We start from the raw sequence: 21,149 nt of genomic DNA, 5'->3' as shown, positions 1-21,149 counted from the left end.
CGTCATGCCGCCGATTGCATCGTGTCGGCAATCTCGTGCCGCATGCGCGCATCGCCCGCCGGCTGCATCGTCTCCGGGCGGATGAAGCTCTTCAACCGCACCAGGCGGCGCACGTCGAATGCGCGCGATTGCAGATCGAAGTGGCCGGACAGGTCGGCCACCAGCGACGACGCCTGCCCGATGCGCCCGCGCTCGATCAGATGATCGGCGAGATCGAGCGTGCCGCGCAGCGCCCACATGGACGCGCCCTGCCCGTTCGCGGCATGGATCGCCATCAGGAGATGCCGGTGCCCGTCCGCTTCGCACGCGATCGCACGCTCCGCGTCGGCCGTGCGCGCCTGTTCGAGCATCACCCGCCCCCTGACGCGCAGCAGTTCCGGCACGAACAGATGCTCGCCCCGCGCGCGGCAGCACGCGAGCGTCGCGTCGAGCTTCGCGCGGGCCTCGGCCGCACGGCCCGTGCGCGTCAGCCCTTCCGCATACGCGACCACCAGCGGCGCGAGCAGGCGCCGGAATCCGCTCGCCTCGATGCGCCGCAGCGCGGGCTCGAGCCGCGCCAGCCCGGCGCCGGGATGGCCGGCCTGCATGTCGAACTGCCCCGCGAGACATTCCGCGTGGCTGAGCCAGATGTCGAACCCGTTCGACTCGGCGACCGATCGCAGCGCCGCGAGATAGTCGGCGATCACGTCGTGATCGCCGTACCGCAACGCGATCGGCACGGCCGCGGCCCCGAGCACGACGCACAGCGCCAGCGGCGACCCGCTGCGCCGCGCGGCTTCGACCGCCTGCGCAGCGAGCCGCATCGCGTATTCCGGCTCGCCCTGCATCCAGACGAGCCGCGTCAGCATCGTCCGGCCGAGCGTCGCAACGTCGACGCCGAGCGCTGCGACCGCGCAAGGCGGTTCGCCCGCTTCGGCCAGCTCGGCCGTCGCCGCCTCCAGCCGCTCGCGCGCCTGCACGTGCTCGCCGAAGTAATGCAGCGACGTCGCGACCATTGCGTTCGCCAGCAGCCGCTGCGACCGGTCGCCGCGCCGCTCGGCAGCCCGCTCGAAGCGCATCGCGTAGCGCAGCGATTCGTGAATGTCGGCGCCCGCCAGCATCGTGCTCCACTGCCCGACCAGCGCGCACGCGTCGAATGCGTCGTCGCCGACCCGCCCGGCCAGACCGAGCGTGCGCTCCCACATCGCGGCGGCCGTCTGCGTGTCGCCGTCCGTATGCAGCAGCGCCGACGCGTAGGCAGCGCGCAATCGCATCTCGCGCGCCGCATCGACGGCCCCGAGCGCGCCGGCGTCGATCGCGTCGAGCGCCCGCCTCGCCGGTATCGACGCGTCGCGCATGCGCGACGGCTCCCGCAACGCGCGCACCAATGCGTCGGCTTCAGGGACGGGCGGCTCGATCGCCGCGGCAACGGGCCCGGGCGCGGCGGTCACGCGCGCGGCTTGCGCGTGTGCCGCCGCGCGGGCTTGCGCTTGCGCGTGTTCGTAGCGCGCATGACGCTCGGCGATGCGTTCGAACTCGCCCTCGTCGTGCAATTTCTCGAGGGCGTACGCGCGCGTCGATTCGGTCAGGCGGTAGCGCGCCTGCGCGCCGTTGAACTCGACGGTCACCAGCGACTTGGCGACCAGTTCGCCGAGCACCGCGGTCATGTCGGCGGGAGACATGCCGGGCTCCATCGCGACTTCGCGGGCGGCATCGAACGTGAACGGGCCGACGAAGCACGCCATCCGGCGAAACAGCGCACGCGCGGCCGGATCCAGCAACACGTAGCTCCAGTCGAACGTCGCGCGCAGCGTCTGATGGCGCGGCAACGCGGAACGCAGCCCGCCCGTCAGCAGGTTCAGCCGGTCGTCGAGACGGGACGCGACGACCTCGAGCCCGAGCGTCGCCACGCGCGCGGCAGCCAGTTCGATGGCGAGCGGCAGCCCGTCGAGCCGCCGGCAGATATCGCCGACCAGCCGGATGCCGGCCGCGTCGCGCCCGCAATCGGGCGTGGCCGTGCGAACGCGCGCCAGAAACAGCTCGACGGCCGCATGACGCAGGATCTCGTCGACCGTTGCCGCACCGTCGGGCACCGCCAGCGGATTCACGCGAAACACGGCTTCGATCGAGATATGAAGGGGTTCGCGACTCGTCACGAGCACCCGCAGCGACGCAGCGCGCGCCGTCAGCGATTCGACGAGATCCGCCACCAGGTCGACGACGTGCTCCGCGTTGTCGAGCACGAGCAGGCTGCGCGAGACGGCGAATGCATCGCCGATGCGGTCGACGGCCGGCACGCCATCCGTGTCGAGCCCCAGTTCCGCGGCAATCGCGAGCAGCACGTCGCCGCGCGTCGTCGCACGCGCCAGTTCCACGAACAGCACGCGCTCGCCGGCCCGGCTGCGCAGCGTGTGCGCGACCCGGTCGGCCAGGCTCGTCTTGCCGATGCCGCCCGCGCCGACGAGCGTGACGACCGGCACACGGTCGATCATGTCGACGATCTGCTCGAGCTCGGCCCGGCGTCCGACAAACGGGGTCGGGTCGCCCGCTTCGGCGTCCGCGGCCGCGGCGGCCGCGCGCGGCGTCACCGCGTGCGCGACAGGCGGATTCGCGATCAGCAGGTACCCGCGGCCCGGGACGGTCTTGATCAGGTCGCGGCTCGCGCCGAGCGCCTTGCGCAACGTCGCGACATGCACCTGCAGCCGGTTTTCCTCGACGATCAGGCCCGGCCAGACGGCATCCATGATGTCGTCCTTCGACACGACGGAACCGTTGGCGCGGTGCAGTACTTCAAGGATGTCGAGCGCGCGCGCGCCGATGCGCAGCGACGCGCCGTGACGGCGAATGTCCCGCTGCTCGAAATCGACCGACAAAGCTCCGATCTGGATCATGGCCGCCCCCAGGTTCCCCACGATGACCGCCATGTGCACGCAGCAGATCATCGGGGCGTGAGTCCGCACCCGGCCTGCCCTTCAGGGCGGGTTCAAAGTCTCGAAAAAGTAGGCCGAGTGTAAACGCGGCATTTTCAAAAATCTTGAAGGAAAATGCACTGATGCCCCACGCCGGCGACCGCTGCCCCGCCCCCAGCGCGGCGCGAATGCGGATCGAGCGATATCATTCGGAATCGCGTATTTGCGTGCCGATCGTGCCCCGGCACCGTGCGCCGCAGTCCGCTGCAAGCTTTTCGTCAAGCAGCGGACATTTGTTCAAGTTATCTTCGGCCTATCGGCCCGCTTTACGTACCGGACGCAAGGCTGCTTGCCCGCCGTCCGACTCCGAAGGATTTTCCGACATGCCAGACCCCCTCGTCGCGCCACCGCCGGCACCGCCAAAAGACACGCTCGGATGCATCTCGAGCCTGCTGTCCAAGGACATTGAAAGGTCCGCGGGCGGCCTGACGCTCCACCGCAAATGCATGCGCGACGAACAATTCGAGCGCATCGAGATGACGGCGAGCGATCGCGGCTTCCTGGTCGGCGTGTCGCTGAATGGCGGTCACCGGCGCACGATCTACCGCGGGTCCGGCCAATCCGAGCGGTGGTTTCAGCACAACTCCATCTACGTTCGCGACTTTTCGCGGAATTTCCGCGCCGATCTGCACGGCAAGTTCGACTTCGTCCTCGTCGAGCTGTCGCATCGCTACCTGGACGATCTCGGCCGCGAACACGACGGCCTGGAAATCGGCGGCTTGAGCTGCGCGCCCGACGTGCAGGACGCGGTGCTGGGTCACCTCGCGCGCGCGGTCGCCGACAGCCTCGACGGGCCGGGCGCGCTGAACGCATTGTTCGTCGAGCAGATGGGGCTCGCGATCGGCACGCATCTGGCCCTCCGTTACGGCAACGCGCGCGCACCCGACCTGCAGCGCAAAGGCATCCTGTCGCCGGCCAAGGTCGCGCTCGCCAAAGAGCTTCTGATGGAGAAGGCGAACCTCGGCGTGTCGATCGAGGAAGTCGCGAACGAGTGCGATCTGTCGCGCGGCTATTTCATCCGCGCGTTCTCGCGGACGACCGGGCGCACACCGCATCAATGGCTGCTCGAACAGCGCGTGATCCGTGCCCGCCAGCTGATCGAGACGACCGACATGACGCTCGCGGAAATCGCGGACGTCTGCGGCTTCGCGGATCAAAGCCACCTGAACCGCATCTTCGCGCGCATCGTCGGCCATCCGCCCGGCGCATGGCGTCGCGGCGTGTCGCGCTGAGCCGCCGGTGCCGCAAGCCTGTTCACACACGATTGCGGCAGCGTCGCGCCGACCATGCGCAGGCGGCCCGAGCGGCACATGAATCGTTCTGAAAGCGGCACCCGATGCGATCCATGCTCGTCGGCCGGGCGCTAGAATCCGGACGGCCTGCAACGCATCGTTGCGACACGCACAAAGACGACGACATGGACAAATTCTCCGCGCTGCGCGCATTCGTGGAAGTAGCGGAAGCCGGCGGCTTCTCCAGCGCGGGGCGGCGCCTCGATCTGGCGGCTTCGTCGGTGGTGCGTGCGGTGGACGCGCTCGAGGCGTCGCTCGGCACGGTGCTGCTGAACCGCACGACGCGGCAGGTCACGTTGTCCGATGCCGGCTCCGTCTACTACGCACGGGCGAAGCAGCTGCTGGAGGAACTCGCGGAGGCCGACGCACTCGTCGCCGATCGCGGTGACGAGCCGTCCGGACCGCTGCGCGTGTCCGTGCCGGTCGCGTACGGCATGCGCCGCATCGCACCGCAGATCGCCGCCTTCCTCGCGCGCTACCCGAAGCTCGACGTGGATCTGCAGCTCACCGACGAACGCGTCGATCTCGTCGCCGGCCGGATCGACATCGCGATCCGGCTCGGCGAAGCGGCGCCGTCCGCGGAAGTCGTCGCGCGCCCGCTCGGCACGTTCCAGCGGTACGTCGTCGCGAGCCACGACTATCTCGATGCGCGCGGCACGCCGTCCACGCCGGGCGGGCTGGTCGATCACACGTGCCTGCGCTTTCATTTCGGCGGCGACCAGCAGGCCTGGTCGTTCGCCGATGCGCACGGCGCGACGAAGGTGCGCGTCGCCGGGCGACTCAAATCGAACCACAGCGAAGTATTGCGCGAGGCCGCACTCGGCGGCGCCGGCATCGCGCTGCTGCCCGACTGGCTCGTGGGCGCCGACATCCGGTCGGGCCGCCTGCGCCGGCTCTTCGAACAGTACGACGTCACGCCCGATACGGCCCGCTCGGTCGTCACCGCGCTCTACCTGCCGAATCAGCGAGGCTCGAAGCGCGTCACGGCGTTCATGGATTTCGTCGAAGCGCTGGTTCGCGCGCCGCACTGAGTCGCACGGCGCGCCGCGTTACCAGCCGAACTTGGCCTCCATGCCGACGTAGTCGGCATTGCGCGCGCCGAGCGCGCGAATCGAGTCGGCAATCTGGAAGTGCACGGCCTCGACGGCCAGCGCCACGTTCGCGTTCACGAGCCAGTCCACGCGCGCCTGCGCATACATGCCCGTCCACGCGCCGCCCTTGCCGGCCGTGCCGGGCACCGCCGACATCCCCTGTCCGTAGATCGCGTCGGCCGTCGTCGCGCGCCACTGGAAACCGACCGCGGTCATCACCGTCACGTTGCTGGCCGGCTTGATCGTCAGCGACGGCTTCACGTGAATCAGGTTGCTGTAGCCCGTGTAGCCGGCCAGCGTGAAGTAGTAGCCGTTCGGGAACAGCGGGTTGAAGGTGCCCATGCGCCCGTCGCCGGGATGCCTGTCGCCCGACGCGCCGTCGACCTGAATCCCGATGCGCGGCGTGCCCGGCGCCTGCGCGAACGTATAGCCGCCCAGCGTGCCGAACGCCCATGCGCCGATCGTGTCCGGTCCGATGTGCCCCGTCTGCAGCATCGCCTCGGCGTCCCAGTCCAGCTGCCCCGACTTGCCCGCGTAGCGCACGTCGAATACGTCGCGCCGTTCGGTGCCGGCCCCGGCGAGATAGCGTGCGTTGTCGCGCGTATAGCGCGACCAGTAGGCCGACAGGTCGCCGGGTCCCACGCCGGATCGTTCGAAGCGGACGCCGTCGAATCTCAGGTGACGGTTCGACACGTCGTCGAATACCGCGTCGTTGCGATATTGCACCGGGCGCGTCACATAGCCGATCAGCCGCCATTTGCCGATTTCGTAATCGGCCCACAGTGCGTCGAATGCCTGGCGCACGTTGGGCCCGTCGCGCACCGACACGAACCGCTGCAAGTCGAATGCCATCTCCTGCCGGCCGATGCGGGTCTTGAACGTGCCGCCGCCCAGTTGGCCGACGTACGCGACGAACGCCTGCTCGATGTCGAGGCGGTTGCGATCGACCGTCCCGACCGTATCCTTGCCGAACGGCCGCGCATCCTCGAGCTGGAAAAACGCCTGGAAATGCCCGGCAACGCGCAGGTCCGCGTGCACGTTCGCGCGCTGGATCACGTAATTGTCGTCGTGCGCGGCGCCGAGCCCGAACAGCGGCGCGTTGTTCAGCTCGAAGCGCTCGCGCAGGTTTGCGCCGAGCGACAGGTACGTCGACGGGTCGCCGCCCAGCGGAAGGTACTTCAGCGAATCGAACGGCTTGCGCGGCACGCACGGATTCGCGAGTACCGACCAGTCTTCCTGCCAACGGTTGAACAGCACGGTGGGCCGCTTCGCGGTACACGACGTGCCGTCGGCCGGGGACGGCGCCGACGGCTGCGCCGACGATGCGTCGGCACCGGCCGCCGCACCGGCATACGTCGCGGCGCCCGCCGCCAGCATGGCGGCCGGCAGCATGCCCCGCCACGCGCGTTGCCTCGGCCGGCGCTCCATCACTTCGACCGCGCGTGGATCTCGGCGACATAGCCGCCCGGGAACTGCACGAGGGCCGCGTCGCGGCCGTCCGACGTGAACGTCGGGACGAGCACGGTCACGCCGGCCGCCTGCGCCTGCTTCAGCGTCGCGGCGAGATCGGCCACTTCGTAGCCGGTCATCTCGCGGCCGAACGGATAGGGCAGGTGACCATCGGTCGCGAGCACGGTCATCTTGCCGAAGCCCGATTCGATGCGGATGCGGCGGTACGTGTCGTTCGGCCGGCCGATCTCGACGCCCGGCGCCCGGCGCACGTCCGACACGACCTTGCCGCGCGAGAACGCGACGAAGTCGTGCACCAGCTTGTTCGCGCTTTCCGGCGACACGTACACGCGGTTTTCCGGCACCGTCTGCAGCGCGTCGTAATGCGGCGCTTCGGTATGCCAGTACAGTTGCATGTTCACGCCGCCGGGCCAACGCACGATCGCGTCGCGGCCGATCGGGTCCGGGAACGTGTCGACGATCACGTCCGCGCCGTGCGCACGCGCCGATTTCACGGCGACGTCCATGTCGGTGACGAGATAGCCGGTGCGTTCGTCGCAGAACGGGTACGGGATCGGCGTCTTGAAGCCGAACACCGAAACCGTGCCGACCGGCGTGAGCACGAGCTGCGACATCGTCTGGCTCGGCGTCGGCGTGACCTGGAACACGCCCTGCTTCGACTTCTTGCCGCCGAACGTCGCGACGAAGGCGTCGGTAAAGCGGTCGAAATCTTCCGGCGCGACGCAGACGTGCGTCGTATCGTATTGCGGGCCGACCGCGACGGCCGGTACACGCCCGGACGTGGAATCGACCAGACGCGTCGTATCGGCATGGGCTGGTGCAGTCGCCAGCAATGCGCCGAACACGGCGGTCGTCAGCAATACCTGTCGCAACTTGGGGGCAATCATCGAATTCTCCTTGAGCTTGCCGACTGGCGCACGGCCCGTGCGGCGGTTCGTCAGCAAGACTAGTCAGGATGCGCCTTAAAGTCATGGCGGCATCCTGAATTTTTCTGAATGGGTGGCCCGGGCGCGAGACCGTGGCGTGGCGCGGTGCGGTTCGTGCCGGAACGTGCCCGCGCCGGCCCCCCCCCCGAATCGTGGCGCGTGCCGGCCAGGGTGAAGCCGGCACGCGCGCACGGCTTCATCGATGACGCGCGTCGTCACGCCCGGATCGGCAAGCCCAGCCGCCAGCTCAGATTGCGGCGCGCACGCGCCTCGCAGCGCGTATAGAAGAAATCCGTCAGATAAATGCGCGGGCGGACGAGCAGCGAGCGGAGCATCGTCCGTTCATGAAGGTCGTAACCGCGGTCGTCGAGATCGGGGCGCTCGGCCCGGAGCAGGCGGCCGTCTTCGCGAAATCGCCTGCGGGAAGCGCCCAGCACGGCCAGGTCGATGTCGCACACGAAACGGGTATCCAGTTCCGCCACGGTTCCCGCGTGGGTCGTCGCGAGAATCATCGCGCAGATCCGGTCGCACGCGCCGATCTGCCCCGCTGCCAGGTGCCGGAACCAGTCGGCGCTGCGCTGCTCGTTGTCCTTCGCGCCCGGCACGTAAATCACGTCGTGGAACCAGAGCGCGAGTTCGACCCCATCCGGTTCGGGAATCCAGTCATGCGCGAGGTCGACATGACGCAGGCATCGCCGTACGTGCGCGAGCGTATGGTAATGCCGCGCCGGCTCCGCATAGCTTCGCGCCAGCGTGTCATAGACATACTCGGCATGCTTCCCGCCGCTGCCCGACCACAACGCGACGAACCGCGCCTGCGTCTGGTTCACGTTCGCTCCTTGGCCCGTGGCGGCACCACACGATCGCCCCGCGCCGACGTTACCGCGATGCGCTCAGAAAAATTCCCTGCGAATGTCGATACTCGAGCGCTGCCCGATGTTTGCGTAGTGATGCGCGAGCCAGGCATCCGCTTCGCGTCGTCCGTGGTCATGCAGCTCGCTCAGAAACCCCCAGTCCGCGTTGTACTTGCTCGATACGCTCAACGCGCTCAGCGCGTCGTCGGCGCGAATGGAATGGATCAGCATTTCCTTCATCTCGCCGCGCTTGATCGTGCCTTGCTGGATCAGGTCGGTGACGAACGCGATGGCTCGCATCTCGCGCATCAGCGACGAGTTGAAACTGATCTCGCTGATACGGTTGAGAATCTCCGCTGCCGTGACGGGTACGCCGCGGCGCACGAGCGGATTGATGTGGACGATCACGACGTCGCGCGTCGTGCAGTTGTAGATGAGAGGATAGATGGCCGGATTGCCCATGTAGCCGCCATCCCAGTAGAACTCGCCGTCGATCGTGACCGCCTGGAACAGTGTCGGCACGCATGCCGACGCCAGTACCGCGTCGGCACAGACATCCTCTCCCGTGAAGATGCGTATCTTCCCCGTCTCGACGTTGGTTGCGCTGAGATACAACCGGATCGGACAGTGCTTGCGCAGCGCGTCGAAGTCGACCTGGCTTTCGAGCACTTCGCGCAGCGGATTCAGGTTGTTCGGATTGAACTGATAAGGCGAGAAAATGCGCAGCATCATGTCGGCAAAGGCATAGATCGGCGAATGATCGAGCCCGAAGCTGTGCGTGCCCTTCAGCCACGGCGCCCAGCGCAACGGGTTGTAGCGCTCCGCCGATCGGGCGACCGCCTGCCAGAAGTCGTGCAGTGCCTGACGCGCACCGTCCTCGCCCCCCTTCAGCAGCCCGTACGCGAATACGGAGGCGTTCATCGCGCCGGCGCTGGTTGCACTGACACCCTCGATGTCGAGCCGGCCGTCTTCGAGCAGCCGGTCGAGCACGCCCCAGGTGAATGCGCCGTGCATCCCGCCCCCCTGCAGCGCCAGCGCGACCTGTTTGCGCGGACCGTCGTGGCGGCGTCTCGTGTGTGTGGTCGTGTGTGTGGTTGTCATGCGCGTCTCCTCGAGCAGCGGCAGTTCGCGGACGGCACGTGGTCACACGATGCATCGTCGTACGCCGCAGGTCCGTTCATTCTTCGTGCGCGCCCAATGCGTCCAGCAGCGCTTTTGCTTCTTGCAGGTCGCGTGTGTCGAAGCCTTCCGTGAAGCCCGCATACGCGTCGAACAGTGCGTGCGCGGCTTCCGCGGTCTTGCCTTGCCGCTGCAACAGCCGGGCGAGGTCCGACGCGGCCCGCAGTTCCAGCGCCCTGGCGCCCTGCTGGCGTGCCCGCGCGATCGCTCTGTGAAAGCAGGCGACGGCTTCGTCGTCGCATTCGGGCGCCGTGCGTTCCTTGCCGGCCCCGCCGGCCAGATAGATGCCCGTGAGCCGGTACAGCTCGGCCTCGTAGCAATGCTCGCCGGATTGCTCGACGATCGCCATGGCCTCTTCCAGCATGCCCATTGCCGCCCGCTTGTCTCCCGCTCGCCAGTAACTGTCGGCGAGCAACGCGAGGGAATACGGACGCTGGTCTTCGCCGCCGGCTGCCCGCTGCGCATCGAGACCCAGGCGCATCTGCGCGATGCCGTCCTGGATGTTGCCCTGCACGCTCGTCGCCCAGCCTCGCAGCAGCGTCCCCCACGCGAGCCAGTACGGCAAGCCGTGCTCGGTCGACACGGCAATGACCGCTTCCGCGCGCTCGGCGGCAAGCCTCGGCTCCCGCCGCAGCTGATGCAAGTGCGCCGTGTAGGTCAGGCTGAACGCCAGGGACGGCCCGTAAGACAAGTGCCGCGCGAGCGCAAGCGCTTCGACGCTGCGCCTGAGCGCCTGGTCGGGATACCCCTGGATCCACAAGATCAGCACCAGGAAACTGAGTGCCCGGATGCCGGGGTCCACCCCGTGTGCAAACACGTGCGCCTGATGCTGCTCCGGATCGTAGAGCGCCAGGGCCTGTTCCATGTGGGTGCGAGCCGCGCCGAAATCGCCCTGCAGGAAAAAACACGAACCCAGTGCGCTATGTGCCTCGATGAGGAAGCCGGGATCGTTCACGTCCCGGGCCGTGCCGAGCATCTGCATGCCCAGCTCCGTCGCGAGCGCATACTCGCCGCGCACCACGTGGTGCATCCGCAATCCCAACTGCGTCGCGAAGCGCTGCGAGGCGTCGCCAGTGCGCTCGCACAGCTCGAGCGCGCGCGTATAGGTCGCGCCCACCTCGTTCGCGCCGTACCCGCGCACATCCATCAGGACCGGCCCGAGGGAAAGCAGCAGCGTCAGCTCCCAATGCGCGCGCATCGGCGTGTCGGGCAAGCCCTTCAACAACGCCAGCGCCGCGCCGAGGTGATTCATCGCATCGTGATGGGCCGCATGGCGCAACGCCTGCTGGGCTGCACGATGCAGGTATTCGACCGCCTTGGGAATGTTTCCGCTCTGACTGTAGTGGTGCGCGAGTTCGCTGCAGTAATCGGCGATGCGCGTCGGGAACAGCACCTCGATCGCCTGCGCGGTGCGCTCGTGCAGCGTGGTCCGCCGCTCGGTGAGCAACGAGCGTCCGGCCACCTCCTGGGTCAGCGCGTGCTTGAACGAGTAATTGATTTCCGGAAAGGCGGCGCACTCGTAGATGAACTCCGCCGCTTCCAGATGCGCGAGCAGGCGCCGCAGTGCGTCGTCCCGCGCCGGCGCCTCACCGCAAATTCGCCGGATCAGGCTGAACGAAAACTCGTGGCCGATCACCGCGAGCGCCTGCAGCAGTTCCTTTTCTTCGATCGGCAGCCGGTCGATCCGGGCGGCGAGCACGCCCTGCACGGTGGTGGGAATGTGCAGCGTCGCCGGCGTCTCCACGACGCGATAGCGCCCGGCCTCGCCGAGCAGCGAGCGCTCCTCGACGAGCGTCTGGACCACTTCCTCCATGAAGAACGGGTTGCCCTCCGTCTTCTCCAGAATGCGCTGCTTCAGCGGCACCAGCGAGCGATCCTCGCCGAGCAGCGCCGCCAGCAGCCCCTGCGCGTCCGACGGGCCGAGCGGTTCGAGCCGGAGCGTGCTCCCATGCGCCTCGCGAGTCCACGCGGGCCGATACTCGGGCCGGTAGTTCACCAGAAGCAGGATGCGTGCGTCCGGCACGTGGTCGATCAGGTCGGTGAGGAAGGCTTCCGTTTCGCGGTCCAGCCATTGCAGATCCTCGAACAGCAAATGGAGCGGCTGATTCCGGCTCTCTCGCACGAGAAGCTGCCTGATCGCATCGAAGGTACGCTCGCGCCGGATCTGCGGATCCATCTCGACGAGCACCGGCCCGCCTTCGCCGATGCCAAGCAGATAGAGGACGTACGGCACGAGGTCCTCGAAACTGCGCTCGAGCGTGAGCACCTTGCCGACGACCTTTTCCCGGCAGCGCCGCTCGTCGTCCTGCGTCGTGATCTGAAAATAATTCTTCAGGAGTTCGATGAGCGGCAAATTGGGAAACGCCTTGCCGTGCGAGACCGAAAACGTCTCCAGCACCAGCGCGCCGCGCCGCGAACGTTCCTTGAACTCGTGGAACAGGCGGGACTTTCCGACGCCGGCCTCCCCCACCACGCCGACCACGCGCCCCTGCCCGGCCCGCACGGCCTCCAGGGCCCGGTTCAGGTGTTCCATTTCCGTTTCACGGCCGACGAAGCGCGCGAGACCGCGGTGCGCCGCCAGTTGCAGGCGCGTGCGCAACGCACCGAGGCCAAGCGCCTCGTATACGCTCAGCGGCGCGGGAATGCCCTTGAGCTGCGTCGCCCCCAGCGCCTTGAACTCGAAATAGCCTTCGGCCAGCTTGTGGGTGGACTCGCTGACGAGAATCGACGTCGGCGCCGCGATTCCCTCGATCCGCGACGCGATGTGGATCGTATGCCCGAGCGGATCGTAATCGATGTGCAAGTCGTCGGTGCGGATCGAACGAACGACGACCTCGCCCGTGTGAACGCCGACGCGAATCTGCAGGGGAATGCCTTCCTGCAGACGAATGCGATCGCCGTGCTGCCGCATCGCCTGCTGCATGCGCAATGCCGCGAAGAGCGCGCGCTGTGCATGGTCTTCGTGGGCAATCGGTGCGCCGAACAGCGCGAGGATGCCATCGCCGAGCGATTTTGCGACGTACCCTTCGTAGTAGTGGACCGCCTCCATCATCAGCTCGACCACCGGCGCGATCAGGCGATGCGCCACTTCGGGATCGAGATCGTGGATCAGCGCGGTCGACCCGGCCATGTCGGCAAACAGCGCGGTAACGGTCTTGCGCTCGCCGGCGGGTTCGCCGCGCGCTTCCATGGCCGCGTGTTCGGCGCGGATCCGCTCGGCAAGATGATCGGGCGTGTAATGAACGGGGGGCGGCGGCGGCTCCCGGCCCGAGGGTCGGGAGGGCGGCGCTGCCGCGGGCGCTGCCAGCGGCGCGCCGCAATTGCTGCAGAAGCGGGCTGCGGGCTCGGCGTCATGTCCGCATTGCGGACACGTGCGTGACAGCACGGCCTGGCATTCCTGGCAGAACCTCGCACCGGGAGGATTCTCGGATCCGCATAGTGTGCAGCGCATAAAACCCTCATCCTGCCAAGGGTCGACATCGAAACATTATGCGCCACTCTTTGCGGGGATTCAGGCCGGCAAGCGCGATCGCGCGTGCCGGCAAGCGACGGAGAAAGACCGCCGCGCCCCGTCGGGCCTACACCTTCCCCGCCAGATGAAACCGCGACGCCGGATGCCACAGCCTGACCGACGTGGCGACCTGCTCGCCGACCCACGTGCGGCGCCTCAACAACAGACACGGTTCGCCGATCTCCATCACGAGATGCCGGCGCACCTGCGCATTCGGCTTCTCCGCGTAGATCCGGAACTCCGCGCGCTGGATCGGCGCAAGCCGCACCATGTAATGGTTCGGCGTCTCGATCGTGAAATCCTGCGCCAGGTAGTCGGGAAACAATGCCGGGTTGACGTAGCGATCCTCGAACTGGATCGGCTCGTCCTCCTCGTAATGCACGATGCGCGAATGAAACACGGGCCCCGAACGCAGCCCCAGCGCCTCGATCGCTTCAGGCTCGACGCTGCGCTCGATCAGCAACACGCGCGCGCTGTGCCGATGCCCGCGCTCGGCAATCTCGTCCGCGATGTTGCGGATTTCCAGCACCGTCGATTCGTAATGCCGGCGCTCGACGAACGTGCCGGCGCCCTGGATGCGCGTCAGCACGCGCTCGGCGGTCAGCTCGCGCAGCGCACGCGACACCGTCATCCGTGCGACGCCGAATTCCTTGACCAGCTCGGCCTCTGTCGGAATCGCGCCGCCGGGCTTCCAGTCGCCGTTCGCGATCCGCTCGACGACGTAGCGCTTGATCTGCTGGTACGCCGGCAGCGCACGTGCCGGCACGTCGTCGCCCGATGTGCCCGCCCGACGCGCCGGTATGTATCGTTCCGTTTCGTTCATGCGCCCTCGACCGAATGAAGGTTGGATGCCCCGCTGCCCTCGCGCCTCGCGCCGCTACAGCACGGACGGCGGCTCGCCCGCGACGATCCCGGCCGCGATCGCGATGTCGTCGGCGAGCGGCCGGTCGTCGCGATACGCCGGCACACGCTCGCGCACCTGTCGCCACAGCGCGTCGGTCGACGCGGCCCGCCCCGTTTCGCCCGCCTGCAGGTCGTACGCCTGCGCGGCCGCCAGCAGCTCGATCGCCAGCACGCGCGTCGCATTCTCGATGATGTCGAGCGCCTTCAGCGCGGCAGGCGTCGCATGGCACAGGTGATCCTCCTGCAGCCCCGACGTGATGCCGCCGTCGAGGCTCGCAGGCGCCGCAAGTCGCTGATTCTGCGCGACGAGCGCGACCGCCGTGTACTGCGCGATCATGAACCCCGAACACGTGCCGCCGGGCGCCGCGAGAAACGCGGGCAACCCGCTCACGAGCGGATTGACGAGACGGTCCAGGCGCCGCTCGGCGATGGCCGCCACCTGCGCCATCGCGGCCGCGAGGCTGTCCATGGCAAGCGCGATGCCCGCGCCGACCGCATGGGCCTGCGAATGCACGACCGGTGCGTCGCGCGTACCGGCGACGATCGGATTGTCGGTGACGGACGCGAGCTCACGGTCGACGACTTCCGCCGTCACCGCGAACACGTCGCGCGCCGCGCCGTGCACGTGCGGGATCGTGCGCAGGCTGAGCGGATCCTGCGTATGCCGCCCGCTCGCCGCGGCGAGCATCGGGCTGTCGGCGAGCATCGCCCGCAGGCGCGCGCCGACGTGCGTGATGCCGGGCGAGATCCGCAGCGCGAGCGACGCCGGATCGAACGCGGCGAGCTGCCCGCCGAGATTCTCGAAGCTCGCCGCCGCGATCCAGTCGGCCCAGTCGAGCAGCCGCTCCGCGCGAGCCAGCGCGAGCGCGGCGAGCCCCGTGACGCACGGCGTGCCGTTGACCAGGCTCAGGCCCTCCTTCGCGCCCAGCGCGAGCGGTTCGCGGCCGATGCGGCGCAGTGCGTCGCCGCCGCGCATGCGCTCGCCGCGATGGCGCGCATGACCGTGCCCGATGCACACGAGCGCGACGTGCGCCATGTGGGTCAGGTAGCCGACCGAACCGTGCGCCGGCACTTCCGGCAGGCAATCGTGTTCGAGCAGCGCGACGAGCTGGTCGACGACATCGGCATGCACGCCCGAATGCCCGTGCGCAAAGTTGTTGATCGCGGCCGCGATGATCGCGCGCGTTTCGGCTGCGCCGAGCGGCATGCCGACGCCGACCGCGTGGCTCATCAGGATGTTGCGCGACAGCGTGCTCTGCTGGGCCGGCGACACGATCACGTCGCATAGCGCGCCGACGCCGGTATTGACGCCGTACGCGCGAATCCCGCGCGCGACGATCTCGTCGACGAGCGCGCGCGCCGCGACGATCCGCCCGCGCGCCTCGTCGCTCAACGCCAGCGGTTCGCCGGCCGCGACGGCCGCAATCTGCCGCCAGTCGAGCGGCCGTGCAGAACGGAATACGGTCATGACATCCTCAGTTCGCGGCGCGGTCGTGATGGCTCGACACGAACTGGCGGAAGCGCTCCGAGCACTGGCCGCCGAACAGCGCGTCGGGCGGCCCGTCCGAATCGACCTCGCCCTGGTGCAGGAACATCACGCGATTCGACACGTGCCGCGCAAAACCCATTTCGTGCGTGACGACCAGCATGGTGCGCCCTTCCTCCGCGAGCGAGCGCATCACGCGCAGCACTTCGCCGACCAGCTCCGGATCGAGCGCCGACGTCGGTTCGTCGAACAGCATCACCTTCGGATGCATCGCGAGCGCCCGGGCGATCGCGACGCGCTGCTGCTGGCCGCCCGACAGGTGCGCAGGATAGTAGCCGCGCTTGTCCGCGAGGCCGACGCGCGCGAGCAGCGCCTCGGCTTCCTCGACCGCTTCCGCGCGGCTGCGCTTCAGCACGCGCAGCGGCCCTTCGACGAGATTGTCGAGGACGGTCATGTGCGACCACAGGTTGAAGTTCTGGAACACCATCCCGAGCTGCGAGCGGATGCGATCGACCTGCCGCCGGTCGCCCGGCTGCAGCTTGCCGTCGCGTGCGCGCTTCATCTTCAGTTCCTCGCCGGCAAGCGCGACGGAGCCGTCGTCGGGCGTTTCGAGCAGGTTCAGGCAGCGCAGGAAGGTGCTCTTGCCCGAGCCGCTCGCGCCGAGGATCGAGATGACGTCGCCTTCGTGCGCGTCGAGCGAGATGCCCTTCAGCACGTGGTGATCGCCGAACGACTTGTGGATGTTCTTGACCGACAGCGCAACGGGAGCAGCGGTGTTCATCGGATTCTCCGAAAAAGGACGGGGGCGCTCAGGACGCAACGCGCCGCGGATTGCGGGTCGCCGCGGCGGGTGCAGCGGATGGCTTCGGCGCACGCAGGTGGCCGGAGAGTCGCCATTCGAGCGCACCGAGCAGGCGCACGACGATGAAGTTCAGGCCCAGGTAGATGAGGGCCGCGCACACGAACACCTCGGTCGTGCGATAGGTCTGCTGGATGATCTGCTGCGCGACGCCCGTCACTTCCCACACGGTCACGAGGCTGGCGAGCGCGGTCGACTTCACGAGCAGCACGGCTTCGGTCGAATACGCGGGCAGGCACTGGCGCAATGCGATCGGGCCGATCACGCGGCGCAGCAGCGCGAAGCCCGACAGGCCGATCGAATAACCGGCCTCGATCTGCCCGACCGGCACGGCCATCAGCCCGCCACGGATGATCTCGGCCGTATAGCCGGCCGTGCACAGCGCGAGCGACAGCACCGCACAGACGTACGGCTCGCGCAGCAGCGGCCACATGAAGCTTTCGCGGATCACGCCGAACTGGCCGAGCCCGTAATACACGAGGAACATCTGGATCAGCAGCGGCGAGCCGCGAAACACGAGGATGTAGGCCCGCGCGAAGCGGTTCGGCAGCCAGTGCGGCGACACGCGCATCGTGACGATCACGAGCGACAGCAGGCCGCCGAGCACGAGCGACGCGAAGAACAGGCCCAGCGTGGTCGGCACGGCCGCGAGCAGCTGGCGCAGCGTGTCGAGGAGGAAATCGAAATCGAGTGACATGCGGGCGCTCCGTCAGTTGCGCGCGAAATTGCGGCGGAACGAGCGACCGACGATCGCTTCGGCCCGGTTGAACACACGGTTCGACAGGCCCGTCATGACCAGATAGAGCGCGCCGCCCGCGACGAAGAACACGAAGTACTGGTGCGTCGAGTTCGCCGCGATCTGGCTCGTGCGCAGCAGCTCGGCGAGCCCCGTGACCGAGATCAGCGCCGAATCCTTCAGGCTCAATTGCCAGACGTTGCCGATGCCGGGCAGCGCGAAACGCAGCACCTGCGGAATCAGGATGCGGCGCAGGACCATGCTGCGCGGCATGCCGATCGAGCGTGCCGCTTCGAGCTCGCCCTTCGATACCGCGAGCACCGCCGCGCGATACACCTCGGCCTGGTACGCGCCGGAGATCATCCCGACCGCCAGCGCGCCGATCACGAACGGCGGCACGCCGATGAAGCCTTCCGCGCCGAACCACTGGCCGACGGCCGTGACGAGCGTCGAGCCGCCGAAATAGAACAGGTAGATGACGAGCAGTTCGGGCACGCCGCGAAACACCGTCGTGTACAGGTCGCCGAGCAGGCGGGCGCTGCGGTGGCGCGACAGCTTCGCCGCCGCGATCGCCGCGCCGATCACGGCGCCGACCGCAAGCGCGGCGAGCGTCAGCGCGACCGTCATCAGTGCGGCGAGCAACAGCACACCGCCCCAGCCCTCGGTTCCGAAGCCGAGCATTTCAAGAATCGCCATGCGTGCCTCCCGGCAAGCGTTGAATGAATCCGCAGGATGCAGGCCGCCGCGCGTCGTGCGAGCCGCTTACGCGGCGGCGGCGGCCGGATACGCGCTTACGGCGTGACGTCGGTCTTGAACCACTTGTCGGCCAGCTTCTTCACCGTGCCGTCCGCGAGCGCGGCGCCGATCGCCGTGTCGAACTTCGTCTTCAGGTCGGCATCCTGCTTGCGGAACGCGAGCCCTTCACCCGGGCCCCAGATCGGGCCGCCGAGCTTCGGGCCGGCGAGCACGATCGACGCGTTGTCCTTCTTCGCGTTGTTCGCCGCGTAGTACGTGACGTCGTCGAACGACGCATCGATGCGGCCCGCGACGAGGTCGAGATCGCGCTCCGGCGAGGTCTTGTACACGCGGATCGACGCGATGTCCTTGAAGCTGTCGTTGATGAACTTCGTATAGACGGTGCCCGACTGGATCCCGATCGTCTTGCCCTTCAGCTGCTTGCGCAGCGTGTCGACGGTGGGCTTGTCGGCATTCGCGTCGCCGGTCAGCTTGACGATCGGCGCGCCGGGTGCCGCCTTCGGCAGGATCTTGGTATCGGTGACGGCGAAGGTCGCCGGCGTGGCCGCGTACGGACGCGAGAACAGCAGGATCTTCTCGCGCTCCGGCGTGATCGAGATCGCATCCATCAGGATATCGAACTTGCCGGCCTGAAGGCCCGGAATCATCCCGTCCCAGTCCTGCGCGACCATGTTGCATTGCACCTTGATGCGTTCGCACACGTTGGCGAGCAGCTCCGGCTCGAAACCGCCGAGCTTGCCGCCCGGCAGCGTGAGGTTCCACGGCGCGTAGCCGCCTTCGAGCGCGACCGTCACCGTCTTCCATTCCTTTGCCTGCACCGGTGCGGCGAGCGTTGCCGCCGCAGCCGCGATGACGCCGATCGTCCTGATTGCCCAGTTGATGCGCTTGCCGTTCACGAGATTTCTCCTTGCGTTGAAGTGCGTCATCCCTTCGGTGCCAGCAAGCCGCCTCAGGAATTTGTCTATACAAGCATGCAAGAAGAAAAACGGTGAGACAAGCAGCGATCAAAAAAAACCGGGAAAACGCGGGAAATCCCCTAATTTCAGGCCTCCGGCGTGCCTCGCCGAGGGGAATTCCAGCACGGATTTGGTGCAAGCCGGACGATTCAATCGCAAGGATGACTAGACAAATTTTGAATACGACCGCTGGGGCCGGTTACCCGGCGCGCGAACACGGGCATGTCGAACCGGCTTGCATGAAGGCCGGCGGCATGAGCGCCGCGCATCGACTCCGCCATGCACGGCGCTCATGCCGCGCATGAAAACTAATCGATTGTTGGCACCCCGGATCGACGCCGACAATCCGCGTCATGCCCCCTCGTTTGCGGTACGGGCCACTCACCCTCCCAATCGGCACACCTCGATCCATGAACCATCCCGCCACCGTCTCCTCCATCGCCGGGGCCCGCAAGGCCACGGCGGCCGCCTGCCATGCCCGCCCCCGCACCTGCGGCGAAGCGCTCGTCGATCTCCTCGAACGCCACGGTGTCGAATGCGTGTTCGGCATTCCCGGCGTGCATACCGTCGAGCTCTATCGCGGCCTCGCCGCATCGTCGATCCGTCATGTCACGCCGCGCCACGAACAGGGGGCCGGCTTCATGGCCGACGGCTATGCGCGCGTCACGGGCCGGCCGGGCGTCTGCTTCATCATCACCGGGCCCGGGATGACCAATATCGCGACCGCGATGGCACAGGCCTACGCGGATTCGATCCCGATGCTGGTGATCTCGAGCGTCAACGCGCGACGCGAGCTCGGCAGCGGCGACGGCCGCCTGCACGAGCTGCCGTCGCAGCGCGACGTGTTCGCGGGACTCACCGCGTTCTCGCACACGCTGCTCGACGCGGCCGACCTGCCGCAGGTCCTCGCGCGTGCCTTCGCGGTCTTCGCCAGCGCGCGGCCGCGGCCCGTGCATATCGAGATTCCGCTCGACGTGATCGTGATGCCGGCGCCCCCGCTGCCCGACACCCCGCCCGCGCCGCCTGCGCGCCCCGCGCCGGATGCGAACGCGCTCGCGGCGGCCGCCGACCTGCTCGCGCATGCGCGCCGGCCGCTGATCCTGGCAGGCGGCGGCGCCATCCACGCGGCCGCGGAATTGCGCGAACTCGCCGAACGCCTGCACGCGCCCGTCGCGCTGACGATCAACGCGAAGGGGCTGCTGCCGGCCGGCCACCCGTTGCTGATCGGCTCGACCCAGTCGCTGCCGGCCACCCGTGCGGCGATCCGCGATGCCGACGTGGTGCTCGCCGTCGGCACCGAGCTGGGCGAGACCGATTACGACGTCACGTTCGACGGCGGCTTCGCGATCGACGGCCGGCTGATCCGCATCGACATCGACACGCAACAGCTGATGCGCAACGCCCGCGCCGAGATCGCCATCGCCGGGGATGCGCGGCTGGCGCTCGGCGCGCTGTCCACCCGCCTGCACGAAACGCCGGCACCGGCACCCGAGGCCGGCTGGGGTGCACAGCGGGTGGCCGCCGTGCGCGCCGCGATCGCATCCACGCATGACAGCGCCGCGCAGTCGCAGGCGCTGCTGATCGACACGATCGTCGCCACCCTGCCCGGCGCGATCATCGCCGGCGATTCGACGAGCCCCGTGTACGTCGGCAATTTCACCCACGATGCACCGGCGCCCCGCAGCTGGTTCAACTCGTCGACCGGCTACGGCACGCTCGGCTACGGGCTGCCCGCCGCGATCGGCGCCAAGCTCGCCGCGCCCGCGCGCCCGGTCGTGTGCCTGATCGGCGACGGCGGCCTGCAGTTCACGTTGCCGGAGCTCGCGAGCGCGGTCGAGGCCCGCCTGCCGGTGATCGTGATCGTCTGGAACAACCGCGGCTACGGCGAGATTCGCAAATACATGGTTGCGCGCGACATCACGCCGATCGGCGTCGATCCCTACACACCCGATTTCCAGGCGCTCGCTCGCGGCTTCGGCTGCGCGGCGCACGCAGCCGCGACACCCGGCGCGCTGGCTGCCGCGCTGCGCGACGCCGCGGCGCGCGCGATTCCGACCGTGATCGAAATCGACGAGGCAACCTGGTTCGGTCAGGTGCAGCCATGAGCACGACACCCGACCTCGCATTCGATCCGCCGCTGCACACGCGCCACTTCATCGACGGCACGTGGCGCGCGAGCGTG

General features: G+C 68.1%; 15 protein-coding genes. 3 read left to right on the top strand and 12 right to left on the bottom strand.

The window, feature by feature from the left end; genetic code table 11:
* Positions 1–2: 2 nt before the first annotated feature.
* On the bottom strand, positions 3–2,870 hold the full coding sequence (locus G3N64_RS20625) for a winged helix-turn-helix domain-containing protein (protein ID WP_205785578.1): 2,868 nt from the start codon (positions 2,868–2,870) through the stop codon (positions 3–5).
* Between the two features lie 401 nt (positions 2,871–3,271).
* On the opposite strand from G3N64_RS20625, the gene G3N64_RS20620 reads away from it, so the two are divergent.
* Together G3N64_RS20620 and G3N64_RS20615 are read left to right on the top strand one after the other, a co-directional pair.
* Positions 3,272–4,180, top strand: coding sequence for an AraC family transcriptional regulator (locus tag G3N64_RS20620; protein ID WP_205785594.1), 909 nt, complete (start codon positions 3,272–3,274; stop codon positions 4,178–4,180).
* Positions 4,181–4,365: 185 nt separating this feature from the next.
* A complete protein-coding gene (locus tag G3N64_RS20615) occupies positions 4,366–5,271 on the top strand; it encodes a LysR family transcriptional regulator (protein ID WP_205785577.1) in 906 nt (301 codons plus the stop codon).
* 18 nt (positions 5,272–5,289) lie between these two features.
* Here the strand turns inward: G3N64_RS20615 and G3N64_RS20610 are convergent, their stop codons facing one another.
* From G3N64_RS20610 to G3N64_RS20560, 11 genes are all read right to left on the bottom strand, one after another.
* A complete protein-coding gene (locus G3N64_RS20610) occupies positions 5,290–6,759 on the bottom strand; it encodes an alginate export family protein (RefSeq protein ID WP_205785576.1) in 1,470 nt (489 codons plus the stop codon).
* On the bottom strand, positions 6,759–7,688 hold the full coding sequence (locus G3N64_RS20605; RefSeq protein WP_205785575.1) for a glyoxalase: 930 nt from the start codon (positions 7,686–7,688) through the stop codon (positions 6,759–6,761). The genes G3N64_RS20610 and G3N64_RS20605 overlap by 1 nt, the downstream gene beginning before the upstream one ends.
* A 254-nt stretch (positions 7,689–7,942) precedes the next feature.
* A complete protein-coding gene (locus G3N64_RS20600; protein ID WP_205785574.1) occupies positions 7,943–8,557 on the bottom strand; it encodes a hypothetical protein in 615 nt (204 codons plus the stop codon).
* Between the two features lie 63 nt (positions 8,558–8,620).
* On the bottom strand, positions 8,621–9,682 hold the full coding sequence (locus G3N64_RS20595) for a patatin-like phospholipase family protein (protein WP_205785573.1): 1,062 nt from the start codon (positions 9,680–9,682) through the stop codon (positions 8,621–8,623).
* Positions 9,683–9,758: 76 nt separating this feature from the next.
* Positions 9,759–13,211, bottom strand: coding sequence for an adenylate/guanylate cyclase domain-containing protein (locus tag G3N64_RS20590; RefSeq protein WP_205785572.1), 3,453 nt, complete (start codon positions 13,209–13,211; stop codon positions 9,759–9,761).
* Positions 13,212–13,338: 127 nt separating this feature from the next.
* Positions 13,339–14,094: a histidine utilization repressor gene (hutC, locus tag G3N64_RS20585; RefSeq protein WP_205785571.1), complete on the bottom strand. Its 756-nt coding sequence runs from the start codon at positions 14,092–14,094 to the stop codon at positions 13,339–13,341.
* A 54-nt stretch (positions 14,095–14,148) separates the two neighbouring features.
* Entirely contained in the window at positions 14,149–15,642 is a 1,494-nt protein-coding gene (hutH, locus tag G3N64_RS20580) for a histidine ammonia-lyase (RefSeq protein WP_205785570.1), read from the bottom strand.
* A gap of 7 nt (positions 15,643–15,649) precedes the next feature.
* Positions 15,650–16,441, bottom strand: coding sequence for an ATP-binding cassette domain-containing protein (locus tag G3N64_RS20575; RefSeq protein WP_011660730.1), 792 nt, complete (start codon positions 16,439–16,441; stop codon positions 15,650–15,652).
* A gap of 28 nt (positions 16,442–16,469) precedes the next feature.
* Complete coding sequence (locus G3N64_RS20570) at positions 16,470–17,216, bottom strand: ABC transporter permease subunit (protein WP_205785569.1); 747 nt, start codon at positions 17,214–17,216, stop codon at positions 16,470–16,472.
* Positions 17,217–17,228: 12 nt separating this feature from the next.
* Positions 17,229–17,951: an ABC transporter permease subunit gene (locus tag G3N64_RS20565; RefSeq protein ID WP_205785568.1), complete on the bottom strand. Its 723-nt coding sequence runs from the start codon at positions 17,949–17,951 to the stop codon at positions 17,229–17,231.
* Positions 17,952–18,046: 95 nt separating this feature from the next.
* The gene (locus G3N64_RS20560) at positions 18,047–18,907 is read right to left on the bottom strand and encodes a transporter substrate-binding domain-containing protein (RefSeq protein ID WP_085043400.1); all 861 of its coding nucleotides are present in this window, start codon (positions 18,905–18,907) and stop codon (positions 18,047–18,049) included.
* Between the two features lie 470 nt (positions 18,908–19,377).
* On the opposite strand from G3N64_RS20560, the gene G3N64_RS20555 reads away from it, so the two are divergent.
* A complete protein-coding gene (locus G3N64_RS20555) occupies positions 19,378–21,072 on the top strand; it encodes a 5-guanidino-2-oxopentanoate decarboxylase (RefSeq protein WP_205785567.1) in 1,695 nt (564 codons plus the stop codon).
* Positions 21,073–21,149 lie beyond the last annotated feature (77 nt).

Source organism: Burkholderia sp. Ac-20344 (assembly GCF_017104975.1).
In the GTDB taxonomy this organism is placed as follows: Bacteria; Pseudomonadota; Gammaproteobacteria; order Burkholderiales; family Burkholderiaceae; genus Burkholderia.
The sequence above is the reverse complement of the archived record's forward strand: the minus strand, read 5'-3'. Positions and strand labels throughout refer to the sequence as shown.